We start from the raw sequence: 23,537 nt of genomic DNA, 5'->3' as shown, positions 1-23,537 counted from the left end.
GTACGCGTCATTCCGGCACCGCACCCGACTGATCCAATCCAGCCGCTTCTCGACTAGTCAAGTGCCTTCCGGTCAACAAGCGATTTCCGTGGGTCACTTGTTGTGAAGATGTGGTGGGTGTTCACTGGTGGGACTGGTGGGGTTGTAACGGATTCTTGACATAGCGTGCCCATCCGCGATCACAAGAGACGGTACTCTCACCGAAGTTGACCACGGGGAGCGGTGTGGCCGGCATGGGCGCGCGGATGTCGCCCAGTGGGAACTGCGGTGCCCCCTGTCCGAAACCGATCATCATCCGATCAACGGTCTCGTGAACCTTGCGCGCCGTGATGACGCCCACAAGGAGGCTCGGTGTCCACGAACGTGGTGGACGCGTCCACCCCCGCGCCGGCACCGCCGTCGCCGCCGAGCGGTATTCGTCGCTTCGCCGACCGGTGGCCCTTCCGGCGCAAGCTCAACGCCCTCGTCGGCGTCCCGCTCGCGGTGGTCGCGATGCTGCTGTCGTACCTCATCGCCGACCAGGTGGGACAGGCCCGCGACGCGGCGGACGCCGCCGACCTGGTGCGGAACAGCGTGCAGGTGGCCGCCCTGGTCGACCAGGTGCAGAACGAGTACCAGCAGGCGATGCTGCTCTCCGTGCGGTACGAGGCCGCCGGCAAGGCGGACCGGCCGTCCACCACGGGGTACCGCAAGGCGCAGGCGGCCGTGGACGCGCAGGTGGACAAGGTGCGCGACACCTTCGGCGACCGGCTCCCCGGCACCGAGGCACAGGCCCTGCGCGAGGTCAACGGTCTCACCAGCCTCCGGGAGAACGTCGAGGCGGGGTATCTGCCCGCCGACAACATCGACCCCACGTACACCAGCGTGGCCAAGGGCCTGATCGACGGGCTCGGCCTGGACCGCAACACCGCGCTCGCGGCCACCTTCACCGGCAATCTGCTGGAGTCGCTGCTGCGCGCCGACGCCGCGCACAGCGCGTTCGAGACCGACGTGTTCTCCGCGACCACGGGTGACAGCAACGCGCTGATCCAGTTCAACAGCGCGGTCGGCGCCTACCAGCTCTACACGTACCAGGCCGACCGCTTCAGCCGCTTCGCCACCGAGGAGCAGGCGGACCAGCTGGGCAGCATGGAGCGCGACGGCCCGATGGCCACGATCGCCCAGCAGTACGCCGAACTCCAGGTCGACCCGAGCGCGTTGCAGGCCAAGGGGCCGACCCAACTGCGCCGGGCGTTCACCTCGTCCCTGGCCACCTACCCGGACTACCGGGCCCAGGCCGAGTCCCGGCTGAAGATCACCACCTCGCTGACCGGCCAGATCGCCCACCGGGCCGACAGCGCCTCCTCCGACTCCTGGTGGCGGGCCGGCTGGCTGCTCGCCGCGGCACTGCTCGGGTTCGTCCTCTGGCTCGGCTTCTCGGTCGCCGTACGACGTTCCGTGGTGCGGCCGGTGACGGCGCTGACCGGAGCCGCGCAGCAGGTCGCCGAGGTGGCGGGGCGCGAACTGGCCCGGGTCGCCGACGACGACGCGGAGGACGCGGGGCCGCCGAGGCTGAGCGAGGTGCCGGTCGTCGTGCGCGACGAGATCGGCGAGCTCGCCGAGGCGTTCAACCATGTGCAGGGCACGGCGGCGGCGCTGCTGGAACGCCAGGTGCTCAGCCGGCGCAACGTCGCCGAGATGTTCGGCAACGTGGGACGCCGGGTCAGCAACCTGACCGCCCGTCAGCTCGCGCTGATCGACGCGGTCGAGCGCGGCGAGACCGACCCCGCGCTGCTGGACCGGCTGTACCGCATCGACCACATCGCCGTGCGTCTGCGCCGCAACGCCGACAGCCTGATGCTGCTGGCCGGCATCCGCGAGACCGTGCTGGACTCCGGACCGACCGCGCTCACCAACGTCGTAAGGGCCGCGCTCGGGCAGGTCGAGGGCTACCAGCGGGTGTCGCTGCGCGCCGACACGGAGGTCATGGTCGAGCCGGACATCATCGGCGACCTGACGCTGATGGTGGCCGAACTGATCGAGAACGCGGTGGCGTTCTCGCCCGCGCGCAGCCCTGTCGAGGTGGCGGTGCGGGCGGACGGCGACGGCGTCGCGCACATCGAGATCGCCGACCACGGCCTGGGCATGAGCGCGGAGCGGCTCGCCGAGGAGAACGCGCGGCTGGTGCGCCGCGAGCGGCTGGACCTGGTGCCGACGAAGGTGCTGGGCCTGTTCGTGGTGGGCACGCTGGCGCGCCGCTGGGGTGTGACCGTGACGCTGTCCCGGACCCCGGGCGGCGGCGTCACCTCGCACATCGCACTGCCGTCGACGCTGCTGCTGGCGCTGAGCCCGCTCGCGGCCGAGCCGTCGCGGCCGTCCTCGTCGGCCGCCGTGGAACGGAACGTCGAACGGGACATCGAACGGGACGTGGTGGCGCCGGCGGCGAGCCCGGAGGGCCGCGCCGCGGACCCGGTGGAGCCGGGCGCCGTCACCCCCTCGGAACCCCGCAGGGCCCTGCCGACGGGATCCTCTCCGACGGACGGCAGGCGCGACGAACGGCCCGCGGCCGACGCGGAGCCGGACAGCACCGCGCATCCGGAGCCGGCCTCCGCCCCGGCGCCGGCGGAAGCCGGACGCGGCACCGGCCGCACCCCGGCCTGGGCCGCCCGCCGCGCGGCGGAGGCCGGGCGGGCAGGGGGCGAGACGGCATCGGCCGACGGCGACCCGCTCGTCCCGCTCCCCCGCCGCGTTCCCCGCGGGGACCAGGAGGAGACGGTCCCCGCGGGGGACCGGGCGGAGACGGCCCCCGCAGGACGGACGCCCGGGGCAGGAACGTCCGCCGGGCGGGCGTCCGAGGGCGGCGGCCGCGGCACGGGGTACGTCCCGGTCCGGCCGGGCACCTCCCGGCCGGCTGCGGACGAAGCGCTCCCCTCCGCGGGGACGCCGACGCCCCCGGCCGCCACCCCGGCCGAACGATCCGATACCTCCGCGCGGACCGGGCGGGAGCATCCCGAGCGGGACCGGCCCTACGTGGCCGACGAGTTCGGTTACGGGCGCGAGCCCGAGGCGGGGGCCGGGGCGGGCGCCGGAACCTCCCGGCCGCACGAGGCCGACATCCCGCGCACCCACGACGAGGCCGCCACCGGTGCCTCGCCGGGCGGCCGGTCCGGCGCCGTCGTACCACCCGCCCCCCGGGGCGGCGCGGCCGCGACCGGCCCGGAGGAACCGGGCGACGGCGCCCGGCCGTTGCGGCGGCGCGTGCGGGGGGCGACCCTGCGGACCACGTTCGCGGACACGGCCGCGCAGCGGGCCGCCGAGCCACTGCGGCCCGCCGACGCCGACGCCGTCCGCTCCGCGCTCGAGGAGTTCGAGGCGGCCGTCGAGCGCGCAAACCGGGACGCGCGCGCCGACGCCGCCGACGGCCGACGTACGCTTCCCCCGGTATCCCCCACGTCCTCAGCCACCACCCGCGCCACGCACGACCAGAACCACCTCCCGGAAGGAGCGGAGCAGTGACAACGTCGACAGGTGACACCTCCATGGGCGGGGCCTCGCCGACGGACCTGCGGGCTGCCGCGGCCGACTTCACCTGGCTCCTGAATCGTTTCGCCACCGAGACCGCCGGCGTCGTCGACGCCATCGCCGTGTCGTCCGACGGTCTGCTCATCGCCGTCTCCGAACTGCGCGAGCACGCCGACTCGGAACGGCTCGCGGCGATCGTCTCCGGCATCACGAGCCTGGCGTCCGGCGCTTCCGGCAACTACGGTCTGGGCGGGCTCAACAAGGTCATCATCGACCTGGAGGGTGGCCACGTCCTGGTCTCCGCGATCGGCAGCGGCGCCGTCCTCGGCGTGGTCACCGACAAGGAGGCCAAGCTCGGCAACATCGCCTACGAGATGACCCTGTTCGCCAACCGCGCCGGCACCGCGCTGAGCCCTCAGCTCGTACTGGAACTGAAGAACAGCGTCGGCGCCGCGTCGGCTGGATGACCGGTCGCCACCGGGTCGAGGGAGGAAGAAAAAACCGATGGCGGACGGCCAAGCACCCCCGGGCGCGCACGGCTTCACCGGCCCCGACGGAACCCCCGTCGGCCCGGCCCCCGCGGTCCGGCCGTTCCTGGTCACCGCGGGCCGGGTGGCGGGCACCGCGTCCGGCCGGCCGATCCCCGTCGAGACCCAGATGGTGGCCACCACCGCGGGGATCGACGCGCTCGAACGCCTGTCGTTCGAGCAGCACGACATCGTCGCCGCCTGCCGGCGGCCGCAGTCCCTCGCGGAGATCGCGGCCCGGCTGCGGCTGCATCTGAACGTGGTCCGCGTCCTGGCCGAGGACCTGCGCGCCGACGGACAACTGTCGGTGCACGTACCACGCACCGACATCATCCGCGACGCTTCCGTACTGCGAAGGGTTATCGATGGCCTCCGTGCCATCCCCGACTCCCGGGGGGTACTCCGTGACTCCGACTGAACCGGCCGCCCACGGCGGCGCGGTGACCGCCGAACGGCCGCCGCTGCCGGTCAAACTGGTGATCGCGGGCGGCTTCGGCGTGGGCAAGACCACCGCCGTCGGCTCCATCTCGGAGATCGAGCCGCTCACCACCGAAGCGGCCATCACCGAGGTCGCGGCGGGGGTGGACGACCTCAGTCACACCCCGGCCAAGACCACCACCACGGTCGCGATGGACTTCGGCTGCATCACCATCGACCCGACCCTGAAGCTGTACCTGTTCGGCACGCCCGGCCAGGACCGGTTCGGGTTCATGTGGGACGACCTCGTGGAGGGCGCGGTCGGCGGTCTGGTCATCGTCGACAGCCGGCGGCTCGACGACTGCTACGCGGCCGTCGACTACTTCGAGCACCGGGGCATCCCGTTCGCGGTCGCGTTGAACGCGTTCGACGGGATCGTGGAGCATTCACTGGACGAGGTGCGGTGGGCGCTGGACATGGCCGACCAGGTGCCGGTCGTGGTGTTCGACGCGCGCGAGCGCGGCTCGGTGCGCGACGCGCTGCTGACGGTGCTGGAGCTGGCGCTGGCACGCACGCAGGGGTGATCCCTTGGGAGGGATGAGTCCCTGCCTTCGCTCCTTGTCTCCTCTCAGCTCCCCCGCGCGGCGGTCCGGCGGTACCGCCCCGGAGACATCCCGACGACACGGCTGAACGCGTGGCTGAAGGAGCTCTCCGAGGCGTACCCGAGGCGTTCGCCGAGCGCGGCGACCGTCGTGTCGGAGTCCCGCAGCGCCTGCCGCGCAAGCCGTAGCCGCCAGTGGGACACGTACGCCAGCGGTGTCTCGCCCGCCACCTCGCGGAACCGCCCGGCGAAGTGACTGCGCGACATGCCCGCCACCGAGGCCAGCTCCCGCAGCTCCCAGGGGTGTCCGGGATCGGCGTGCACGGCCTCCACGGCGAGCCGCAGCCGTGCGTCCGCGAGCAGGCGCAGCCAGCCGGGGCGCAACACCCCCGCCCCGCCGCGCAGTCCGACGCGCAGGGCGTGCAGCAGCAGGAGCTGAGCGTGCTGGTGGCGGGCGAACGCGGCGCCCGGGCGGTCCTGTGCCGTCTCCTCGACGATCTGCTCCAGCAGGCTCCGCATCCGCGCCGCCTCGACGCCGTGCGCGCCGGCGTGGGCGTGCAGGACGTCGGGCAGCGCCGCGGTGAACCACTCGGCGGCGGCCGGATCGAGCTCCACGTGCCCGCCGACGATCGTCACGTCCTCACCGCTGCCGAGCCGGTGGAGCGTGCCGGGCGCGGACGGGGGGAGGTCCGGCTCTTCCACCGTGGTCTGCCCCGGTCCGCCGTCCGTGGTCTCCCCCGGTCCCCCGTCCGGGGTCTCCCCCGGTTCGCCGCAGAGCACCACGGAGCCGGCGCCGTTCAGGACGACGACGTCACCCGCGGTCAGTCGCAGCGGGGGCCGGCCGCCGGCGAGGAGCAGGCAGGAGCCGTGTGTGACGGCGTCCAGTTTGACCTGCGCCGCGTGCGGCCCGGAGCGCAGGGACCACCGGCCGCCGGCCCGCAGACCGCCGGTGATCTCACACCGCGCGCGCACCAGAGCGAGCACGTCCGAGAGCGGGTCAGCGGCGGCCATGGGCGGACTCCGGATCAAGTACGGGGGACCGTGGAGCATTCACAGTCCACTGTACGGTCGGCAGACTTCCTCGTATGGACACCGTTCGCACAGACACCACTGGCCCCGTTCCGGCCCCCGTGACCTTCGACAGCCGTGGCGTCGCCCTCGCCGCGCACCTCCGTGTGCCGCCGGGCTTCGACACCGCGGAGGGACGGCGGCACCCGGCGCTCGTCTGCGTCCACCCGGGCAACGGAGTGAAGGAGCAGACGGCCGGGGTCTACGCCCGGCACCTGGCGGCGCGGGGGTACGTCACGCTCGCGTTCGATGCCTCCCACCAGGGCGCGAGCGGCGGCGAGCCCAGGCACCTGGAGGAGCCGGCCACCCGCGTGGAGGACATCAGGTCCGCCGTCGACTTCCTGACCACCCTGCCCTTCGTGGACGAGGAGCGCATCGGCGTGCTCGGCGTGTGCGCGGGCGGCGGTTACGCGGTCAACGCCGCCCTGACCGAGCGGCGCCTCAGGGCGGTGGGCACGGTCGTGCCCGTGAACATCGGCCGGGCCCGCCGGGCCGGCGGTTCTGTCGCCGAGCGGCTGGCAAAGGTGGGGAACCGGCGCACGGCCGAGGCCCGCGGCGGGGCCCCGTCGCTCACGACATGGCTCCCCGAGGATCTCGGGGACCCGGCGGAGGCGGGGGTCACCGACGTCGACCTGATCGAGGCGGTCGACTACTACCTCACGCCGCGCGGCGGGCACGAGCGGTCGGTCAACCGGCTGGCGCACCGGAGTATCGCGTCGATGCTCGCGTTCGACGCCTTCCACCTGGTGGAGGAGTTGCTGACCCAGCCCCTCCAGATCGTGGTCGGCGACCGGACCGGGTCCTTCGGCTCCTGCCGGGAGGGGCGGGAACTGTTCGCGAGGGCGAGGGGCCCGAAGGACCTTCTGGTCGTCGAGGGCGCGAGCCACTACGACCTGTACGACCGGCCCGAGTACGTCGGCCGGGCGGTGGAGACGCTGGCGGCCTTCTACGCGAAACACCTGTGACGCCTCCCGAACGGCAGACCCTGAGGCCTCCTCAGCTGCGGCGCACCCCCGGTGAGACCGCCGCCCTCGCCGCCGCCCAGAACAGTCCGAGGGTGACCAGGGCCAGTACCGCCACCAGGGTCGCGCCGCCCACGACCTTCTCGTAGTTGCGCTGGTAGAGCCCGTCGACGATGTACCGGCCGAGTCCGCCGAGGCTGACGTACGCGGCGATCGTGGCCGTGGAGACGATCTGGATGGCGGCCGAGCGCAGGCCACTGAAAATCAGCGGGAGCGCGACCGGCAGTTCGACCTGGAACAGGATGCGCGGCTCGGTCATGCCCATGCCCCGGGCCGCGTCGACGGGGGCGGGCTCGACCGTGCGGACCGCCTCGTAGGTGGTGACGAGGATGGGCGGCACGGCGAGCACCACCAGCGGGATCATCACCGGCAGCAGTCCGAGGCCGAGCAGGACGAACATCAGCACCAGCAGGCCGAAGCTGGGCAGTGCCCGGGCCGCGGTGGCGATGAGGGCGAGCGCGGTGCCGCCGCGCCCGGTGTGGCCGGTGATCAGGCCGACCGGCAGGCCGATCGCGGCGGCGATGGCCAGCGCGATCAACGAGTACTGGACGTGTTCGAGGAGGCGGTGCGGGATGCCGTCGTAGCCGTGCCAGTGGGCGCTGTCGCTGAAGAAGTCGTTGATGAAGTTCAGGACGTTCATCGGGCGGTGTCCTTCACGGGTGCGGCGCCCTGCACGGCGGGCGCGGCCGGTTCGGGCCGTACGGTCTGCTCCTGCGCGGGCCGGCCGGGCAGCCGTCGGCGGCCGCCGCGCCGGGCCGTCCGGGTACCGCCGGAGGAGGGCGGTGCCCAGGGGGTGAGCACCTTGCGCAGCAGCACCAGCAGGGCGTCGATGACGATGGCGAGGACGGCCGTGGTGACCACGGAGTTCACCGCGAGCGCGGTGCGGTGGTAGAACATCGCGTCGGCGAGCAGGTTGCCGAGCGCGCCCTGGTTGCCGATGAGGGTGCCGACGCTGACCAGGGAGATGCTGGAGACCGTGGCGATCCGCAGCCCCGCGATGAGGGCGGGTACGGCGATCGGCAACTGCACCTGGAGGTAGCGGCGTACGGGTCCGAAGCCCATGGCGGTGGCGGCGGCGAGGGTCTCCTGCGGGACCGAGCGGACGCCGTCGACGATGGCGGGGACCAGCACCACCAGGCTGTACACGGCGAGCGGGATCATCACCGTCGTCTCGCTCTGGCCGGTGTAGTCGATCAGGACGACGAAGAACGCCAGCGACGGGACGGCGTACAGCACGGTCGTCACCCACAGCACCGGCGGGTACAGCCAGCGCAGCCGGACGCACAGCTGCCCGATGGGCAGCGCCAGGACGAGCCCGGCCAGGACCGGGATCAGCGCCTCGCGCAGGTGCAGCCCGATCAGGCCGAGCCAGCTGTGCTGGAGGTCGCTCGGAATGTCGAAGAAGCCGTTCATCCGGCGACGTCCGCCTTCCGGCGCTCGGCGTGCGCGGCGCGGATGGCCTCGCCGATGGTCTCCTGGGAGGCGACGCCGACGGCCCGGCCCTCTGCGTCGACGGCGACCGCCCAGCCGGTGGGCGAGAGCACCGCGCAGTCCAGGGCGGCCCGCAGCGAGTCCTTGCCGGACTCGAACGGCCTGCCGTAGGACAGCAGTTGGCCGGGCTCGGCGCCGGGGAATTCCTCCGGGGCGCACCAGCCGAGCGGTTTGCCGTCGAGGTCGGTGACGAGGAGGTACGGGGCGGTGTTCTCCGCCTCGCGCGCGGCCAGTTGCTCGGCGGTGGTGTCGACGGCGACGACGGGGGTGGTGGTCAGTTCCAGACCGGCGGTGGTGAAGAAGGACAGCCGGCGGATGCCGCGGTCGGCGCCGAGGAAGTCCTCGACGAAGGCGTCGGCGGGCGAGGAGAGCAGTTCGGCGGGCGGCGCGAACTGCGCGAGGTGGCCGCCGGTGCGCATCACGGCGACCATGGTGCCGAGCCGGATCGCCTCGTCGATGTCGTGCGTGACGAAGACGATGGTCTTGCCCAGCTCCTCCTGGATGCGCAGCAGTTCCTCCTGGAGGCCCTTGCGCACGATCGGGTCGACGGCGGAGAACGGCTCGTCCATCAGCAGCACGGGCGGGTCCGCGGCGAGCGCGCGGGCGACACCGACGCGCTGCTGCTGGCCGCCGGAGAGCTGGTACGGGTAACGGCTCGCGAGCGAGGCGTCCAGTCCGACCCGCGTCATCAGTTCCCGGGCCCGGCCGCGCGCCCGGTCCTTGCTCCAGCCCAGCAGCCGGGGCACGGTCGCGATGTTGTCGACGATCGTGCGGTGCTGGAAGAGGCCCGCGTTCTGGATGACGTAGCCCATGCCCCGGCGCAGCGTGTTGACCGGCTGCTTCTGGATGTCGACGCCGTCGATCAGGATGGTGCCCTCGCTGGGCTCGATCATCCGGTTGATCATCCGCAGGGTCGTCGTCTTGCCGCAGCCGGACGGTCCGACGAGCACCGTGATGGAGCGGTCCGGAATCTCCAGCGACAGGCGGTCGACCGCCACTGTGCCGTCCGGGTATCGCTTCGTGACTGAATCTATGCGTATCAAGACGCCGCAAACCCTTCGGGTGTGGCCGGGAACTGCTTTGTTCGGGTCACTTTTATGATCACTGACAAGCAGGCCGTGGGGGGAGAGTCACGCAGGCCGTAGGGGGAGAGTGTAGACGGCCGGTGTTGCGGCGGTATGGCGGGCGACCTTCGGGCCACGGCGCGTCCACGAGCCATGATCGGCCGGGCCGGCCTTGATCGCTCTGCGGAAAAGTCTCGCGTTTGTCGAGATTTTCCCGCATCACCCCGCATCGGACCACCATGAGGGGGCAGCCTGCCGCCGTGCGCCGGCTCGCCGAGCACGCGCGATGCGACTCCAGGAGTGTTGTCGAGATGACCGTCCTTCCCCCCACGTCACCTGCTTCCCCCACTGACTCCCCCTCCCCCACCCCCGTACGGCGGCCGCGGCGGTCCTCCGCCCTCCGTCGGGCCGCGGCCCTCGTCGCGGTGACCGGGGCGCTCGGCCTCGTCGCCGCCTGCGGTGCGGACGACGGCTCCACGAGCGGCCCGCACACCTCTGGCGCCACGACCGGCCGGGCCTCCGGCGGCAGCGCCACGACCGGCCCGGGCGGCGGGAGCGGCTCGGACTCCGCCTCCGCGGCCCCCGGCGCGTCGGACGGAACGAAGGGCACGCGGGGGGCGTCGAACGGCGACTCCTCGTCCGCTTCGGGCGCCCGCTGTCACACCTCGGAGCTGGCCGCCTCGCTCGGCGCGAACCATCCCGGTGCCGGGCAGGAGAACTTCTCCGTGGTGCTGACCAACACCTCGCACCGCACCTGCACCGTGCGCGGCTACCCGGGCGCCGCCTTCACGGACGCCTCCGGCAAGCAGCTCGGCCCGGACCCCGTGCGCACCGGCGACACGAAGACGACGATCAGGCTGACGCCGGGCCACAGCGCGTGGGCGGGGGTGTCGTTCTCCAACCCGGAGCTGAGCGAGGCGCGTACCGCCACCCCGGTCTCGCTGCTGGTCACGCCCCCGGACGAGCGGGACCACCTGTCGGTGCGGTGGACCGGGGGCGAGGTCCCGGTGTCCGGCAACTCGTCGTCGGTGAAGCTGACGGCACTGCGCGACGGCACGGGGGGCTGACGGCGGGCCGCCTGATGTCACGGGTGGCCGACGGCACGGTCCCGCCGTCCGCTCCCCGCTCCCCGCTCCCCGCCGATCGCCACCCCCGAACGTGTGCGCGATATTCGTTCGGCGTTGTCAGTATCCGGCCCTAAAGTGCTGATCAGCACCGGGGCTCGTCCTTCCCCCGGGGGGTATCCATGTCCGGGGAGAGTCCGTGAGCCAAACCTTCCGTGTCGATCTGCGCGGGATCGTCGACCTGTTGAGCCATCACCTCTACACCAGCCCGCAGGTGTACATCCGCGAGCTGCTGCAGAACGCGGTGGACGCGATCACCGCCGCGCACGGCACGCACGGCACGGACGCCGGCGAGGCACCCGGCCCGATCGGCCGGATCGGCCTGACATCCGGTGAGGCCACCGGGGACGGCTCCCTGACGATCGAGGACAACGGCATCGGTCTGACCGAGGCGCAGGTCCACGAACTGCTCGCCACCATCGGCCGCAGCTCCAAGCGGGACGAGCTGGGCTTCGCGCGGCACGAGTTCCTCGGGCAGTTCGGCATCGGGCTGCTGTCCTGCTTCATGGTGTCCGACGCCATCGAGGTGATCACCCGCCGCGCCGGCGAGCCCACGGTGCTGTGGCACGGCCGCTCCGACGGCAGCTACACGGTGCGTCCGGCCCCGGCCGACGCCCAGCGTGCCGAGCCGGGCACCACGGTCACCCTGCGGCCCCGCCCCGGCTGTGAGCACCTCCTCACCCGGGAGGCCGTCACCGAGTTGGTGACCCACTACGGCGCCCATCTCCCGCACACGGTCACGGTGGACGGCGCCGAGGTCACCGGCGGCCCCGCCCCCTGGGACCGCCCCGCCGGCGAGGACCCGGGCGAACGCCGGGCCCGGCTGGGGTCGTACTGCGAGCAGGTGTTCGGCTTCACCCCCTTCGACGTGGTGGACCTCGACGCCGCGGAGTCCGGGCTGCGCGGCGTCGCCTTCGTCCTGCCGATGCCCGCCAACCCCGCGGTTCCCGCCCGGCACCGCGTCTACCTCAAGCAGATGCTGCTCTCCGAGGGCGCCGAGCGGCTGCTGCCGGAGTGGGCCTTCTTCGTCCGCTGCGTCGCGGACACCTCGGAGCTGCGGCCCACCGCGAGCCGCGAGGCGCTGTACGAGGACTCCCTGCTGGAGGGCACGCGGGACGCGCTCGGCGCGGGCCTGCGCGACTGGCTGGTCCGGCTCAGCCGGCAGAGCCCCGCCCGGCTGCGGGAGTTCCTGCGTGTCCACCACCTGGGCGTGAAGGCGCTGGCCCTGCACGACGACGAGATGCTGCGGCTGGTCACGGACTACTGGCCGATGGAGACCAACGTCGGCCCGCTGACCCTGGCCGAGTTCCGGGAGCGGTACGGGGTGGTGCGCTTCACCCCGCTGGTCGACGAGTTCCGCCAGCTCGCCCCCGTGGCCGCCGCCCAGGGGCTCGCCGTGGTCAACGCCGGCTACGTGTACGACGCGCAGATCATCGACCGGCTGGCCACCGTGGGCGAACAGGTCGAGGCGGAGCCGCTGCGCGCGGCCGACCTGACGACGCACCTGGAGCGGCTGGCCTCCGCCGAGGAGCAGGCCCTCGCCGTCACCCTCGCCGCCGCCGACCGGGTGCTCGCCCGCCTCGGCTGCGACCTCCTCGTACGGGCCTTCGAGCCGTCCGGGCTCCCGGCGCTGTATCTCCTCGACGACGACACCGCCTTCCAGGTCGACCTGCGGGAGGCCAAGGAGCGGGCGGACGACGTGTGGGCGTCGATCCTCGGCAGCTTCGAGACCGCCGAGGAGCCCCGCCCCCGTCTGGTCCTCAACCACCGCAACGCGCTGGCCCGCCAGGTGCTGGCGCTGGAGGACGCCGAACTGCGCGCGACCTGTCTGGAGGGCCTGTACGTGCAGGCGCTGCTGCTCGGCCACCATCCCCTGCGCCCGGCCGACACCGCCGTGCTCAACCAGTCCTTCCTCGGCCTCATCGGCCGGGCCGTCGCCGGGGGTGCCCGATGAGCCGTACCGAACAGCAGGTGCGCGAGCTCTACCGCACCACGTTCGCCATGCCGAAGGGGCCCGCGAAGTTCGCGGCCCTGGAGGAGGTGATGCGCCACGCGGACGCGCTCGGCCTGGTGGAGTTCGCCTTCGACGTACGGATGAACGCCACATCGGTGTTCCAGCACGGCTGGGTCCCGGCCAAGGCGTTCCTCGCCTACTCCTGGTGCCTGGCGGCCTACGACCGCGAGCCCGAGCGGTTCGGCGCGGGTGCCGAGCACCGGCTGCTGTGGAACATCAAGTGGATGATCTACAGCGTCCACCAGTTTCCGGAGATCCCGCTGGGGCGTGCCCATGACCTGTTGGACGACATGGAGCGCCGGTACCGGCGCGGCGGCCACAGCATGCACGCCGTGCTCCAGCACCGCGGGCTGATCGCGGAGAGTGTGGGTGAGCTGGACCGGGCGCAGGACTTCTACGAGCAGATGTCCCGCACCCGGCGCGACGGGCTGTCGGACTGCTCCGGCTGCGTGCCGAGCAGCCAGGTGCGCACCCTGGTCGCGCTGGGCCGGGACGAGGAGGCGATACGGATCGGGGAGCCGGCCCGCACCTCGGGGTGTTCCGAGCAGCCGCAGTGGATCAACTCCGAACTGCTGCTGCCCTACGTCCGCGCCGGGCGCGGCGCGCAGGCCGTCGAGGCCCACCGCACCGCCTACCGGCGGATCCGCGACAACCCGCACCACCTGGCCGAGCTGGCTCTGCACCTGCTGTTCTGCGTGCACACCGGCAACGCACTGCGGGGACTGGACCTGGTCGAGCGCCATCTGTCCTGGCTGGACGACGCCCGGACCCCGCTCGCCGAGGGGGAGTTCGCGGCGGCGGCGGTGGCCGTGCTGAGCGAGCTGGAGCGGCACGGCGAGGGCGGGCGGACGCTGCGGTTCCCGACGGCAAAGGGGCGGCGCCGCCCGGACGTCACGGTGGCCGCGCTCGCCGTCGAACTGCGGGAGCGGGCCCGGGGGATCGCGGCCCGCTTCGACACCCGCAACGGCAACGACCACCAGAGCACCCGGCTCGGCCGGTGGATGGCGGCCGGACCGATCGGGGAGCCGCTGCCGCTGTCCGTGTTCTCCACCGCCGCCCACACGGATTCCGAGCCCGGCGCGGAGCGCGTCCGGCCGCTGGTCGAGCGGGTGGCCGCCGCGACCGCCGCAGGCGACCTCGCGACCGCGGCGCGCACCCGGGTCGCCGTCGCCGAGGCACTGCTGGAGGTGAAGCGGACGCAGGAGGCGCAGGAGGCCGCGGAGGAAGCGGTGCGTGAGCTGAACCGCCTCGGCATGACCGAGGACGCCGACCGCTGCCGCCTGCTGCTGGCCCACGCCTACGCCGACGGCCGTCTGCGGAGGGAGGCCGCCCGCCATCTGCGGTCCCTCCTGGACGACGAGCCGGGCTCCGGGACCGGGTCCCGGACCGGGGAGATACCCGGGCTGCCCCCGCGTCCGGAGCTGGAGGACCTGCTCGGCCGGTGGTTGGGGTACGGGCCGGAGGCGTCGCGCCGCCACGCGGCGGCCGCCCGTGGCTTCGCCGCGGCCGGCCGGACCGCGGAGCGGCTGGCCGCGCTCCGCCGGGCCCTGTCCTGCCGTCCGGACCCGGCGACGGTGGGCGCGCTGCTGGCCGACGCGGAGGCCGCGCTGGCCGGAGCGGAGGCAACGGCGGCCCCGGTCGAGGACCGGGCCGGACTACGGTTCGCCTGCGCCCGTGTGCTGTATGCCGAGGGGCGGACCGAGGAGGCGGCAGGACAGCTGGAGGCGGCCCGCGCCCTGCTCACCGCGCCGACGCCCGTCGGAGCGGCGACGCGGGACGGAGCGGCCGACGCGGGAGGGGGAAGGGCGGCAGCGGCGGGCCGGGAAACGACGGACGGCACGGGTCTCGACGAGGCCGTGCGGCTGCTGGGCGATGTGCTGGCCGGGCTGGCGAGCATCCGGCTCCTGCTCGGCGCCCCGGACGCCGCGGAGGAGGCGGCCCGCGCCGCCCTAAACGTACCGGCCGGGGGCGAGGACGACCCCTGGGACGAGACGGCGTGGCACGCGGCGGTGGTCCTCGTCCGGATCCTGCGGGCCCGCGGGGCCACGGCGGAGGCCGAGCGGGTGACGGCCGAGTACGAGGTCACCGAGGACGAGCTGGAGGCGTGGACCGGCTGGGAGAACTGACCGGCCGGAAGGGCCGACCGGCCACGGCCGCCAGGGGCGAACACCCCTGGCGGCCTCTGTCAGCTCTCGTCGGGCGCCAGTCGCAGCGAGATGCTGTTGATGCAGTACCGCTGGTCCGTGGGGGTGGGGTACCCCTCTCCCTCGAACACGTGCCCGAGGTGTGAACCGCACCGGGCGCAGCGCACCTCGGTGCGGACCATCCCGTGGGTCCGGTCCTGGATCAGCTCCACCGCGTCGGTGTCCTTCGGGTCGTAGAAGGACGGCCATCCGCAGTGGGACTCGAACTTGGTGCCGGAGGTGAACAGTTCGGCACCGCAGGCGCGGCAGGAGTACACGCCCTCGGTCTTGGTGTCGGTGTACTCACCGGTGAACGCCGGCTCCGTGGCGGCCTGGCGGAGCACCGCGTACTCCGCCGGGTTCAGCTCCGCGCGCCACTGCTCGTCCGGCTTGTCGACGTCGTACGCCATGACTGCCACCCCTTTACCCGTAGATCCGTGGACCCGTTGACCCGTTGTCGGCGCCACCGCCGCTGCCGCGACGGCTACCGTCGCGCGAGGCGCTCCAGGATGCGCGGACCGAGGTCGGTCACGTCTCCGGCGCCCATGGTGAGAACGAGATCGCCGGGCTCCGTCATTCCCGCGACGGCCTCGGGCACCTCGTCCATGCCGTGCACGGTACGCACGTCGGCGCCGGCGGCCCGGGCCGCGTCGATGATCAGCTCGCTAGTGATGCCGGGGATCGGGTCCTCGCGGGCGGGATAGATGTCGAGGACGAGCGAGGCGTCCGCGAGGGCGAGGGCCTGCCCCATCTCCTTGCCCAGCTCCTGGGTGCGGGAGAACAGGTGCGGCTGGAAGACGACGAGGATGCGGCCCTCGGTCCCGGAGCGCATCGCCTCCAGGTCGGCGGTCATCTCGGTGGGGTGGTGCGCGTAGGAGTCGACGACCTGGACGCCGGCCGCCTCGCCCTTGAGCTGAAGACGCCGCTTGACACCCCGGTAGGCGGCGAGGGCGGGGGCCAGCTCGACGGCCGGGATGCCGAGCGCCCGGCCGGCCACGAGCGCGGCGACCGCGTTGTGCGCGTAGTGCCGGCCGGGGACGGAGACGGTGAAGGTGAGCGGGGCACCGTCCAGCTCGACGGTGACCTCGCTGGTCAGCCCGTGCGGCACGACGGACAGCACGCGCACGTCGGCGTCGTCGGCCGCCCCGTACGTGACCGTGCGCACCGAGCCGGCCAGCCGCCGGGTCAGCTCGCGGGCGCCCTCGTGGTCGGCGCTGACGACGAGCGTGCCGCCGGGGACGATCCGCCCGGCGAACGTCTCGAAGGACTCGTGGATCTCTTCGAGGGAGGCGTAGTTGGCGTGGTGGTCGAGCTCGACGTTGAGGACGATGGCGACCTCGGGGGCGTACTTGTGGAAGCTGCGGTCGCTCTCGTCGGCCTCGGCGACGAAGAGGTCGCCCTCGCCGTGCAGGGCGTTGGAGCCGGGCGCGTCCAGGTCGCCGCCGATCGCGTACGAGGGCTCGCGGCCCAGCTCGGTGAGGGAGACGGCGAGCATGGAGGTGGTGGTCGTCTTGCCGTGCGTGCCGGCGACGGCGATCGGGCGCAGCCCGTCCATCAGCCGGGCGAGCGCGTCCGAACGGTGGACGACCGGGATGCCGCGCTCGGCGGCGCGGGCGAGCTCCGGGTTGTCGGCGCGGATCGCGGAGGAGACGACGACACAGCTCGCGTCGTCGGCGAGGTGCTCGGCGGCGTGGCCGAGGTGCACGGTGACGCCGAGCGCGCGCAGCGCGTCCGCCGTCGGCGAGTCCTTGGCGTCACTGCCGGCGACCTTGGCGCCGCGCTGGGCGAGGATCTTGGCGATGCCCGACATTCCGGCGCCGCCGATGCCGATGAAGTGCGGTCGGTCCATGGCGGGGGGAAGGCCGGGTGCCATACGTGTCTCTCCCAGGTGCGGTACGACGGTGAGCGCGCCCACGGGCGCCGAGCACAGCCTATGCGGTGCCCGGCACGGCCCGCCGCACGCCCGTTTCGTGCCGGTCCGTGCCTCAGTCCTTGCTGTGGCTGAACAGCTTCAGCACCGGTACGCCGATCTTGTGCCGGGCCCGGGAGGCCCAGTCGCGGTGGAAGAACTCCTCCACATAGTGCGGATCGGTCAGCACGATCACCTCGTCGGCGCCGGTCTCGGCCACGAGCGCCTTGAGCGCGTCCAGGGGATGCGCCTCGATGAGTCTGCCGTCCGCCTCACTGCCGGCGGCGCGCAGGGCGCGCAGGGAGACGTCGAGGGCCTGCCGGCCCGGGGCGAGCGCCTCGTCGCCCTCGGGGGTCTCGCCCTCCCGGGCCGCCTCGTCGAGCTCGCCGAGGGCGACGTCGTCCAGTGCGCGCAACAGGCGGTCGGCCTGGTCGCCGCGGGGTTGGAGCAGCACGTGGAAGGAGACGGTCTCCTCGCCGTGCAGGGTGGTGACGAACTCCACGTCGGCGGTCGTCAGGGCCTTCTCGATCATCAGTACGCTCGTGAACACGCCGTCTGCCCCTCTTCTCCCTCTGGGACCCGGACACGGGCCCCTACCATCCTGCCCCGTCTTCCCACCCGAGGTAGGTGTAGGCACCCCCACAAGGACGGCGAGGACCAACGCGTCCAGGGGCCCACAGGGGCGTGGGGAACCGCGCGGGAACCCCCACCCACCCGCGCCCGGCAGCCCACCCCGCCCAAGGGGGTCCGGGGCGCAGCCCCCGGGAGTCGGGACGGGCAGAGGCGGCGGGGGCGAGAGACCCCCCGCCCTCACCCCCGCCGGTAACGCGTGAACAGAAACCCCTCCTCCTCCAGTACGGACGCCAGTCGGTACCGGACCGGCACCACCACCCCCGGTCCCCCGGCGATCCGCTGCGCACCCCCCGCCACCGCCACCGGCGCCACCGTCAGACACAACTCGTCCAGCACCCCCGCCGCCATGAACTGCCCGAGCAGCCGCGGACCTCCCTCCGTCAGCAGCCGCGTCAGCCCCGCCTCTCCCAGCACCCGCACCGCCCGCCCCGGATCCACCCCCGCCCCGTCCCCCGCGACCAGCACCCGCACCCCCGCCCGCTCCGCCTCCGCCACCCGCCCCGGATCCGCCGCCGCCCCCGTCAGCAGCAGCGTCGGCACCAGCGGCGACGTGAACAGCGGCAGCGTGAAGTCCAGTTCGAGCCCCGCGCTGACCACCGCGATCGCCGGTGCCGGCCCCTGCCCGGCGGCCTCCCGCAGCGCCGCGGACCCGGCCCGCGCGCGGGCCGGCCGGTACCCCTCCTGCCGTACCGTCTCCGCGCCGACGACCACCACGTCGGCCAGTGCCCGCAGCACCCCGAAGATCCGCATGTCGGCCGCGCCGGAGATCGGCTCGGAGTGGCCCTCGTGCTGCGCGGCCCCGTCGAGGGTGGAGATCATGTTCGCCCGCAGCCACGGCCGCGGCTGCCCGCCCTCGGCCGCGGGGTAGGCGTAAGCGGCGGCAAGCTCATCGAACGTCCATTCGCGCCCGACAGCGGCGGGACGGACGTCGGGCCGGTCGCCACCGGCCCGAACCCCCTCATCAGCAGCTCCACGTGTCGTATCGCTCACAGGCAGCAGGCGTCGCATGCGGTGCAGTCTGGCACGGCGCCTACCATGGGGAACCGTGCCCCACTCCACCCCCGCCACCGGGATCGAACCGATGGCCGACACGACCCCGCTCTCGCTGTGCGCCCGCGAGCCCCACGTCCCGGCCGACCGGCTGGTCGCCGAAATGGTGCCGCCGCCGCGCTTCGACTCGGTCCGCTTCGCCACATACCTCCCGGACCCGAACCAGCCCAGCCAGACCGAGGCCGTCCGCGTCCTGGAGGGCTTCGCCGCCGGGCTCGACGGCGGGGGGCCGGAGAGCGCCGGAAAGCGCTCGTTCCTCGGCCTCGGCTTCGGAAGGGGCGCCCGCAGGGCCAAGGCCCCGGCCGGCCCCCGCGGCGTCTATCTCGACGGCGGCTACGGCGTCGGCAAGACCCACCTGCTGGCCTCCCTCTGGCACGCCACCCCCGCCCCGCCCGAGCGCAAGGCGTTCGGCACCTTCGTGGAGCTGACCAACCTGGTCGGCGCCCTCGGTTTCCAGCAGACCGTGCGGACCCTCTCCGAGCACCGGCTGCTGTGCATCGACGAGTTCGAACTGGACGACCCCGGGGACACCGTCCTCGTCTCGACCCTGCTGGGCCGTCTGGTCGAGGCCGGGGTCGCGCTGGCCGCCACCTCGAACACCCTGCCGGGCAAGCTCGGCGAGGGCCGGTTCGCCGCCGCCGACTTCCTGCGCGAGATACAGGGCCTGTCCGCGCACTTCCGCGCCCTGCGCATCGACGGCGAGGACTACCGCCACCGGGGGCTGCCCGAGGCGCCGGCTCCGTTCACCGACGCGCAGGTCACCAGGGCGGCGCACGCGACGCCGGGCGCCTCCCTCGACGACTTCCCCGCCCTCCTGGACCATCTCGCCCGGGTCCACCCCAGCCGCTACGGCGCGCTCACCGACGGACTCCGGGCGGTCTGCCTCACCGCCGTCGGCCCGGTGCCGGACCAGTCGACGGCGCTGCGCCTCGTCGTCCTCGCCGACCGGCTGTACGACCGCGAGGTGCCGGTGCTGGCCTCGGGCCTGCCGTTCGACCGGCTGTTCAGCGAGGAGATGCTGAACGGCGGCTACCGCAAGAAGTACTTCCGCGCGATCTCCCGCCTGACGGCCCTCGCACGCGACGCGAAGGAACTCGTGACGGAGTGAGCGCAGCCGAGGGCCCCCGGGGCGGAGGGCCACCCGGGACGCGGGGCCACCGAACGACGCGGGGCCACCGGGACGGACCCGGGGGCGGGACTACCGCCGACGGGTGACGTCTCACCCCCGGCGCGGGCGACGCCCCTTCCGATGGCCGATTTCTCAGATTCATCCGCTTATCTTCATGCGGTGATCCCTCGTCGCCTGCGGCACCTCGCCCCCGCCCTCTGTCTCCTGCCCGCCACCGCCCTCGCCGCCTGCGGCACCGTCACCGGCGCGCACCCCGGGTCCCGGCCCTCCGCCACCGCCCCGTCCACCGCCACCCCGTCCGTCCGCCCCTCGGCGCCCGGCACCCCCCGGCCGCCCACCCTGGCGCCCGGACCGGGCGGCCTCGCCCCCGTCTTCTCGCACGGCCCGCGCGACGCCGCGCACAAGACCGTCGCCCTCACCTTCGACGCCGACATGACCGCCGACGAGGGGCCCCGCGCCGCCGCCGGGGAGCGCTTCGACAATCCGGCGCTGCTCGACACCCTGCGCACGCTGAAGGTCCCGGCGACCGTGTTCATGACGGGCCGGTGGGCGGAGGAGTACCCGGACGAGGCGAGGGCCATCGGCCGGGACCCGCTCTTCGAGATCGCCAACCACTCCTACAGCCACTACTCCTTCACCGGCGACTGCTACGGGCTGCCGACGCTGGACGGCGACACGGACCGCATGCGCACCGACGTCGAGCGGGCGTTCACCGCGATCCGCGCGGCGGGCGTGCCCCGTCCGATGCCGTACTTCCGTTTCCCCGGCGGCTGCCACGACCGGCGGTCGTTGCGGGCGGTCAGCGCGCTCGGTGTCACGGCGGTGCAGTGGGACGTGGTCGGCGGGGACGCCTTCGCCACGGACGCGGGCGCCGTGGCGCGCCAGGTGCTCGACGGTGTACGCCCCGGTTCCGTGGTCGTCCTGCACTGCACCCGCAGCGCGGCCCCGGTCACCGAGCGGGCGGTACGGCAGGTCGTACCGGAACTGCGCGAGCGCGGCTACCGGTTCGTCCGGGTCTCCGAGCTCATCGGTGCCTCGGCGGGGCGCCACTGAGCCCGGCCGCGACTGTCATGGGCCGGCTCTACGCTGGAGTCATGGCTGAGACAGCGAAGGAAGCGCGGGAGACGGCCGGGTCCGCGCCGGAGACGGACGTCTACCGCGCGCCCGCCGGACCCACGGCGGCGGTGCCGGAGGCCGGCGGGCCGCCGTACGCGGAGTGCGTGCTGTGCAGGGAGCCGACGGAGTACCCGCAGTCGCACCAGGGCATCACGCTGTGTCCCGTCTGCGAGTGGCAGGAGGCCCAGCGGACCGCCTGCTCGGGCTGACCGGACGGTCGTGATCGCGCCCCTGGCAGACTGGGGACCGTGACGACCGACCCGGCCCCGACCAGCCCTCCGCCCTCCCCCGCCGCGACGCCACCGCCGTACGCCCGGGAGCAGGACAGTCCCTTCCGCACCGAACCGAACGCCCGCGACAGCGCACGGCAGTTCGTGCTGCCGCTCGTGGTCCGGATCGAGCGGGACGCCCCGCCGGCCCGCACCGACGCGCTGGAGACGGCGGCCCGCGCGGTCCTGGTGATGCTGAGCGACGAGCGGTCGCACGGCGACGGCCCCTGGGCCGGGGCGGTGCGGGACTGGCAGGACGCCCGCATCCGCAAGGTGGTGCGAAGGGCGCGCGGCGCGGAGTGGCGGCGGGCCGAGGCGCTGGACGGCATCACGGTCACCGGCGGCTCCGCACAGGTGCGGGTCTTCCCGCCGGTGCCGCTGGACGGCTGGCCCAAGGACCTGGCCCGGCTGCAGGTCTCCGGCACCGACCTCGACGACCCGGAGCCGCCGCCCGCCGCCGGGACCGGCGTACCGGTGCTGTGGCTCAACCCGGAGCTGGCGATGTCGGCGGGCAAGGCGATGGCCCAGGCCGGCCACGGGGCGCAACTGGCCTGGTGGGAGCTGTCCGACGCGCGGCGCGCCGACTGGCGGGCGGCCGGGTTCCCGCTGGCCGTGCGCACGGCGCCGACGGCGCGGTGGACGGAACTGACCGCGTCCGGGCTGCCGTTGGTCCGGGACGCGGGGTTCACGGAGATCGCGCCCGGCTCGGCCACGGTGGTCTCGGAACACCCGGCGCTGCGGCGGGGCTGACGGACAGCACCGTCACCGAAACCGTGAGCCGCGGTGGTGGAGGGTCTGTCGCGGGCCCCCGGGGCGGGTTCGGCCAACCTCAAATGTTGCTCTGAACGGCCCCTGCGGGCGGTTCGGCCGTCTTCGGCGGGGCGATGACACCGTCACGCACGGACGGGAGGAGGGGGCCGGGGATGGAGCGTCTGGGTACGGGGATCGGCTGGCGGCCGGAGATCGCTGAGGCCGTGGAGGCGATGCCGGGCATCGACTGGGTCGAGGCCGTGGCGGAGAACCTCTGTCCCGGGCATCTCCCCGAGTCGCTGCGGCGGCTGCGCGAGCGCGGGGTGACCGTCGTCCCGCACGGTGTCTCCCTCGGCCTCGGCGGCGCCGACCGCCCCGACGGGGCACGGCTGACCGCCCTCGCCGAGTGCGCCGGGGCGCTGGGCTCGCCGCTGGTCACCGAGCACATCGCGTTCGTCCGGGCGGGCGGCCCCGGCACCGGCTCCCCTCTGCTGGAGGCGGGCCACCTGCTGCCCGTGCCGCGCACCCGGGACGCCCTGGACGTGCTGTGCGCGAACGTACGGATCGCCCAGGCCGCCCTTCCGGTGCCGCTCGCGGTGGAGAACATCGCGGCGCTGCTCGCCTGGCCCGGCGAGGAGATGACCGAGGGCCAGTTCCTGTACGACCTCGTCGACCGTACGGGGGTGCGGCTGCTGATCGACGTGGCCAACCTGCACACCAACCATGTCAACCGGGGCGAGGACCCGGCCCGGGCGCTCGACGAACTGCCCGTCGAGGCGATCGCGTACGTGCACGTCGCGGGCGGGTACGAGCGGGACGGGGTCTGGCACGACAGCCACGCCCACCCGGTGCCGCCCCGGGTCCTCGGCATCCTCACGGACCTGGCGGAACGGGTACGGCCGCCGGGGGTGCTCCTGGAGCGGGACGAGAACTTCCCGTCGCCCGCGGAGCTGGCGGGGGAACTGCGGGCGATCGGTGAGGCGGTGGAGAAGGGGGCGGGGAGCGACGCGAGGAGGGGCGCGGGGGCGACGGCAGTCACCGTGCCCACGGCTGACCGCCCCGGCAGCGGTTCCGGCCCCGCGCCCGGCCCCCACCCCGGCCCCCACTCCGGCAGCGGTCCCGCCGTCGCGTCCGATGCCGCGCGGGAGCGGGTCGGGGCGGCGCAGACGGGGCTGCTGGCGGCGCTCGTCGCGGGGGCGGCGGTGCCGGACGGCTTCGACGCGGTCCGGGTCGGCGTCCAGGCGCGGGCGCTGGTGGCGAAGCGGGCGGCCGTGGTGGCGAAGGTGGCCCCGGAGCTGCCGGAGATCCTGGGCGCGGAGTACCGGACCGCGTTCCTGGCGTACGCGGAGGCACGGGCGATGAGTGGGGGATACCGGCGGGACGCGCTGGACTTCGCGGAGTACGTGCTGAGCGGTGACCGCCCGGACGGCGCACGGGCCCGGCGCCGGCTGCGCCGGTGGTGGCTGGACCGCGCGGGCCCCACGCCACCGTCGTCCCGGCTCACCCGGGCGACCCGCCGCCTCCTCCCCCGCCCCTGACGGAAACCCGCCGGGGGGACGCGGCGCGAGCGGACCGGGAGGTCGCGCGAGCGGGAGGGGGCTGCGAAGGGCGACAAAACGGCGCAGTACCATGCATGGCACCGAACGGGACACACCACCCGGTGCCGCGC

General features: G+C 73.8%; 21 protein-coding genes. 13 read left to right on the top strand and 8 right to left on the bottom strand.

The genetic code is table 11. The features are described from left to right. Positions 1-351 precede the first annotated feature (351 nt). The 4 genes from QFZ64_RS26985 to QFZ64_RS26970 are packed head-to-tail and all read left to right on the top strand — an operon-like array spanning position 352 to position 5,029. On the top strand, positions 352-3,495 hold the full coding sequence (locus QFZ64_RS26985) for an ATP-binding protein (RefSeq protein ID WP_307070031.1): 3,144 nt from the start codon (positions 352-354) through the stop codon (positions 3,493-3,495). Beyond that, positions 3,492-3,968, top strand: a complete 477-nt coding sequence (locus QFZ64_RS26980) for a roadblock/LC7 domain-containing protein (RefSeq protein ID WP_307070029.1) — start codon at positions 3,492-3,494, stop codon at positions 3,966-3,968. The genes QFZ64_RS26985 and QFZ64_RS26980 overlap by 4 nt, the downstream gene beginning before the upstream one ends. A gap of 37 nt (positions 3,969-4,005) precedes the next feature. Then, positions 4,006-4,446, top strand: coding sequence for a DUF742 domain-containing protein (locus QFZ64_RS26975; RefSeq protein ID WP_307070028.1), 441 nt, complete (start codon positions 4,006-4,008; stop codon positions 4,444-4,446). Continuing rightward, a complete protein-coding gene (locus QFZ64_RS26970) occupies positions 4,433-5,029 on the top strand; it encodes an ATP/GTP-binding protein (RefSeq protein ID WP_307070026.1) in 597 nt (198 codons plus the stop codon). Before QFZ64_RS26975 ends, QFZ64_RS26970 begins: the two co-directional genes overlap by 14 nt. Before the next feature lie 44 nt (positions 5,030-5,073). On the opposite strand, the gene QFZ64_RS26965 is transcribed toward QFZ64_RS26970, so the two are convergent. Continuing rightward, positions 5,074-6,057: an AraC family transcriptional regulator gene (locus QFZ64_RS26965; RefSeq protein ID WP_307070024.1), complete on the bottom strand. Its 984-nt coding sequence runs from the start codon at positions 6,055-6,057 to the stop codon at positions 5,074-5,076. Between the two features lie 74 nt (positions 6,058-6,131). Here QFZ64_RS26965 and QFZ64_RS26960 point away from each other — a divergent pair, with 74 nt between their 5' ends. After that, the gene (locus QFZ64_RS26960; RefSeq protein WP_307070022.1) at positions 6,132-7,079 is read left to right on the top strand and encodes an alpha/beta hydrolase; all 948 of its coding nucleotides are present in this window, start codon (positions 6,132-6,134) and stop codon (positions 7,077-7,079) included. Between the two features lie 31 nt (positions 7,080-7,110). On the opposite strand, the gene QFZ64_RS26955 is transcribed toward QFZ64_RS26960, so the two are convergent. From QFZ64_RS26955 to QFZ64_RS26945, 3 genes are read right to left on the bottom strand one after another with little or no spacing between them, the layout of a single operon-like run. Beyond that, entirely contained in the window at positions 7,111-7,776 is a 666-nt protein-coding gene (locus QFZ64_RS26955; protein ID WP_307070020.1) for an ABC transporter permease, read from the bottom strand. Further along, a complete protein-coding gene (locus QFZ64_RS26950; protein WP_307070018.1) occupies positions 7,773-8,549 on the bottom strand; it encodes an ABC transporter permease in 777 nt (258 codons plus the stop codon). Before QFZ64_RS26950 ends, QFZ64_RS26955 begins: the two co-directional genes overlap by 4 nt. Then, the gene (locus QFZ64_RS26945) at positions 8,546-9,670 is read right to left on the bottom strand and encodes an ABC transporter ATP-binding protein (protein ID WP_307070016.1); all 1,125 of its coding nucleotides are present in this window, start codon (positions 9,668-9,670) and stop codon (positions 8,546-8,548) included. The genes QFZ64_RS26950 and QFZ64_RS26945 overlap by 4 nt, the downstream gene beginning before the upstream one ends. A 332-nt stretch (positions 9,671-10,002) precedes the next feature. Between QFZ64_RS26945 and QFZ64_RS26940 the strand changes: the two genes are divergently transcribed. The 3 genes from QFZ64_RS26940 (at position 10,003) to QFZ64_RS26930 (ending at position 14,955) form a co-directional block, all read left to right on the top strand. After that, positions 10,003-10,758, top strand: coding sequence for a DUF4232 domain-containing protein (locus QFZ64_RS26940; RefSeq protein ID WP_307070014.1), 756 nt, complete (start codon positions 10,003-10,005; stop codon positions 10,756-10,758). 196 nt (positions 10,759-10,954) lie between these two features. Beyond that, positions 10,955-12,769 (top strand): HSP90 family protein, encoded by a 1,815-nt coding sequence (locus QFZ64_RS26935; protein ID WP_307070012.1) that lies wholly within the window; start codon positions 10,955-10,957, stop codon positions 12,767-12,769. Then, positions 12,766-14,955: a hypothetical protein gene (locus tag QFZ64_RS26930; protein WP_307070011.1), complete on the top strand. Its 2,190-nt coding sequence runs from the start codon at positions 12,766-12,768 to the stop codon at positions 14,953-14,955. The genes QFZ64_RS26935 and QFZ64_RS26930 overlap by 4 nt, the downstream gene beginning before the upstream one ends. 59 nt (positions 14,956-15,014) lie before the next feature. Here the strand turns inward: QFZ64_RS26930 and msrB are convergent, their stop codons facing one another. The 4 genes from msrB to QFZ64_RS26910 all read right to left on the bottom strand — a co-directional run bounded on the left by msrB (position 15,015) and on the right by QFZ64_RS26910 (position 18,562). Then, positions 15,015-15,422 carry a peptide-methionine (R)-S-oxide reductase MsrB gene (gene msrB / locus QFZ64_RS26925; RefSeq protein WP_307070009.1) on the bottom strand — a complete coding sequence of 136 codons (408 nt, stop codon included), beginning with the start codon at positions 15,420-15,422 and terminating at the stop codon, positions 15,015-15,017. A gap of 74 nt (positions 15,423-15,496) precedes the next feature. Next, positions 15,497-16,885, bottom strand: coding sequence for a UDP-N-acetylmuramate--L-alanine ligase (gene murC / locus QFZ64_RS26920; protein ID WP_307070008.1), 1,389 nt, complete (start codon positions 16,883-16,885; stop codon positions 15,497-15,499). A 112-nt stretch (positions 16,886-16,997) separates the two neighbouring features. Further along, complete coding sequence (locus tag QFZ64_RS26915; RefSeq protein ID WP_307070007.1) at positions 16,998-17,471, bottom strand: indole-3-glycerol phosphate synthase; 474 nt, start codon at positions 17,469-17,471, stop codon at positions 16,998-17,000. A gap of 260 nt (positions 17,472-17,731) precedes the next feature. After that, the gene (locus QFZ64_RS26910; RefSeq protein WP_307070005.1) at positions 17,732-18,562 is read right to left on the bottom strand and encodes a pyrimidine reductase family protein; all 831 of its coding nucleotides are present in this window, start codon (positions 18,560-18,562) and stop codon (positions 17,732-17,734) included. A gap of 73 nt (positions 18,563-18,635) precedes the next feature. Between QFZ64_RS26910 and zapE the strand changes: the two genes are divergently transcribed. From zapE to QFZ64_RS26885, 5 genes are all read left to right on the top strand, one after another. Continuing rightward, positions 18,636-19,712: a cell division protein ZapE gene (gene zapE, locus QFZ64_RS26905; protein WP_307071883.1), complete on the top strand. Its 1,077-nt coding sequence runs from the start codon at positions 18,636-18,638 to the stop codon at positions 19,710-19,712. A gap of 180 nt (positions 19,713-19,892) precedes the next feature. Next, positions 19,893-20,786 carry a polysaccharide deacetylase family protein gene (locus tag QFZ64_RS26900; RefSeq protein ID WP_307070003.1) on the top strand — a complete coding sequence of 298 codons (894 nt, stop codon included), beginning with the start codon at positions 19,893-19,895 and terminating at the stop codon, positions 20,784-20,786. Between the two features lie 41 nt (positions 20,787-20,827). Continuing rightward, positions 20,828-21,058: a hypothetical protein gene (locus QFZ64_RS26895; protein ID WP_307070000.1), complete on the top strand. Its 231-nt coding sequence runs from the start codon at positions 20,828-20,830 to the stop codon at positions 21,056-21,058. A 39-nt stretch (positions 21,059-21,097) separates the two neighbouring features. Beyond that, entirely contained in the window at positions 21,098-21,868 is a 771-nt protein-coding gene (locus tag QFZ64_RS26890; RefSeq protein WP_307069998.1) for a peptidyl-tRNA hydrolase, read from the top strand. 173 nt (positions 21,869-22,041) lie between these two features. Then, positions 22,042-23,406, top strand: coding sequence for a DUF692 domain-containing protein (locus tag QFZ64_RS26885; RefSeq protein WP_307069996.1), 1,365 nt, complete (start codon positions 22,042-22,044; stop codon positions 23,404-23,406). The last annotated feature ends 131 nt before the right edge of the window (positions 23,407-23,537 follow it).

The organism is Streptomyces sp. B3I8, assembly GCF_030816915.1.
Taxonomy (GTDB): Bacteria; Actinomycetota; Actinomycetes; order Streptomycetales; family Streptomycetaceae; genus Streptomyces.
Note: the sequence above shows the minus strand (reverse complement) of the source record. Positions and strands in the feature narration are given on the sequence as shown.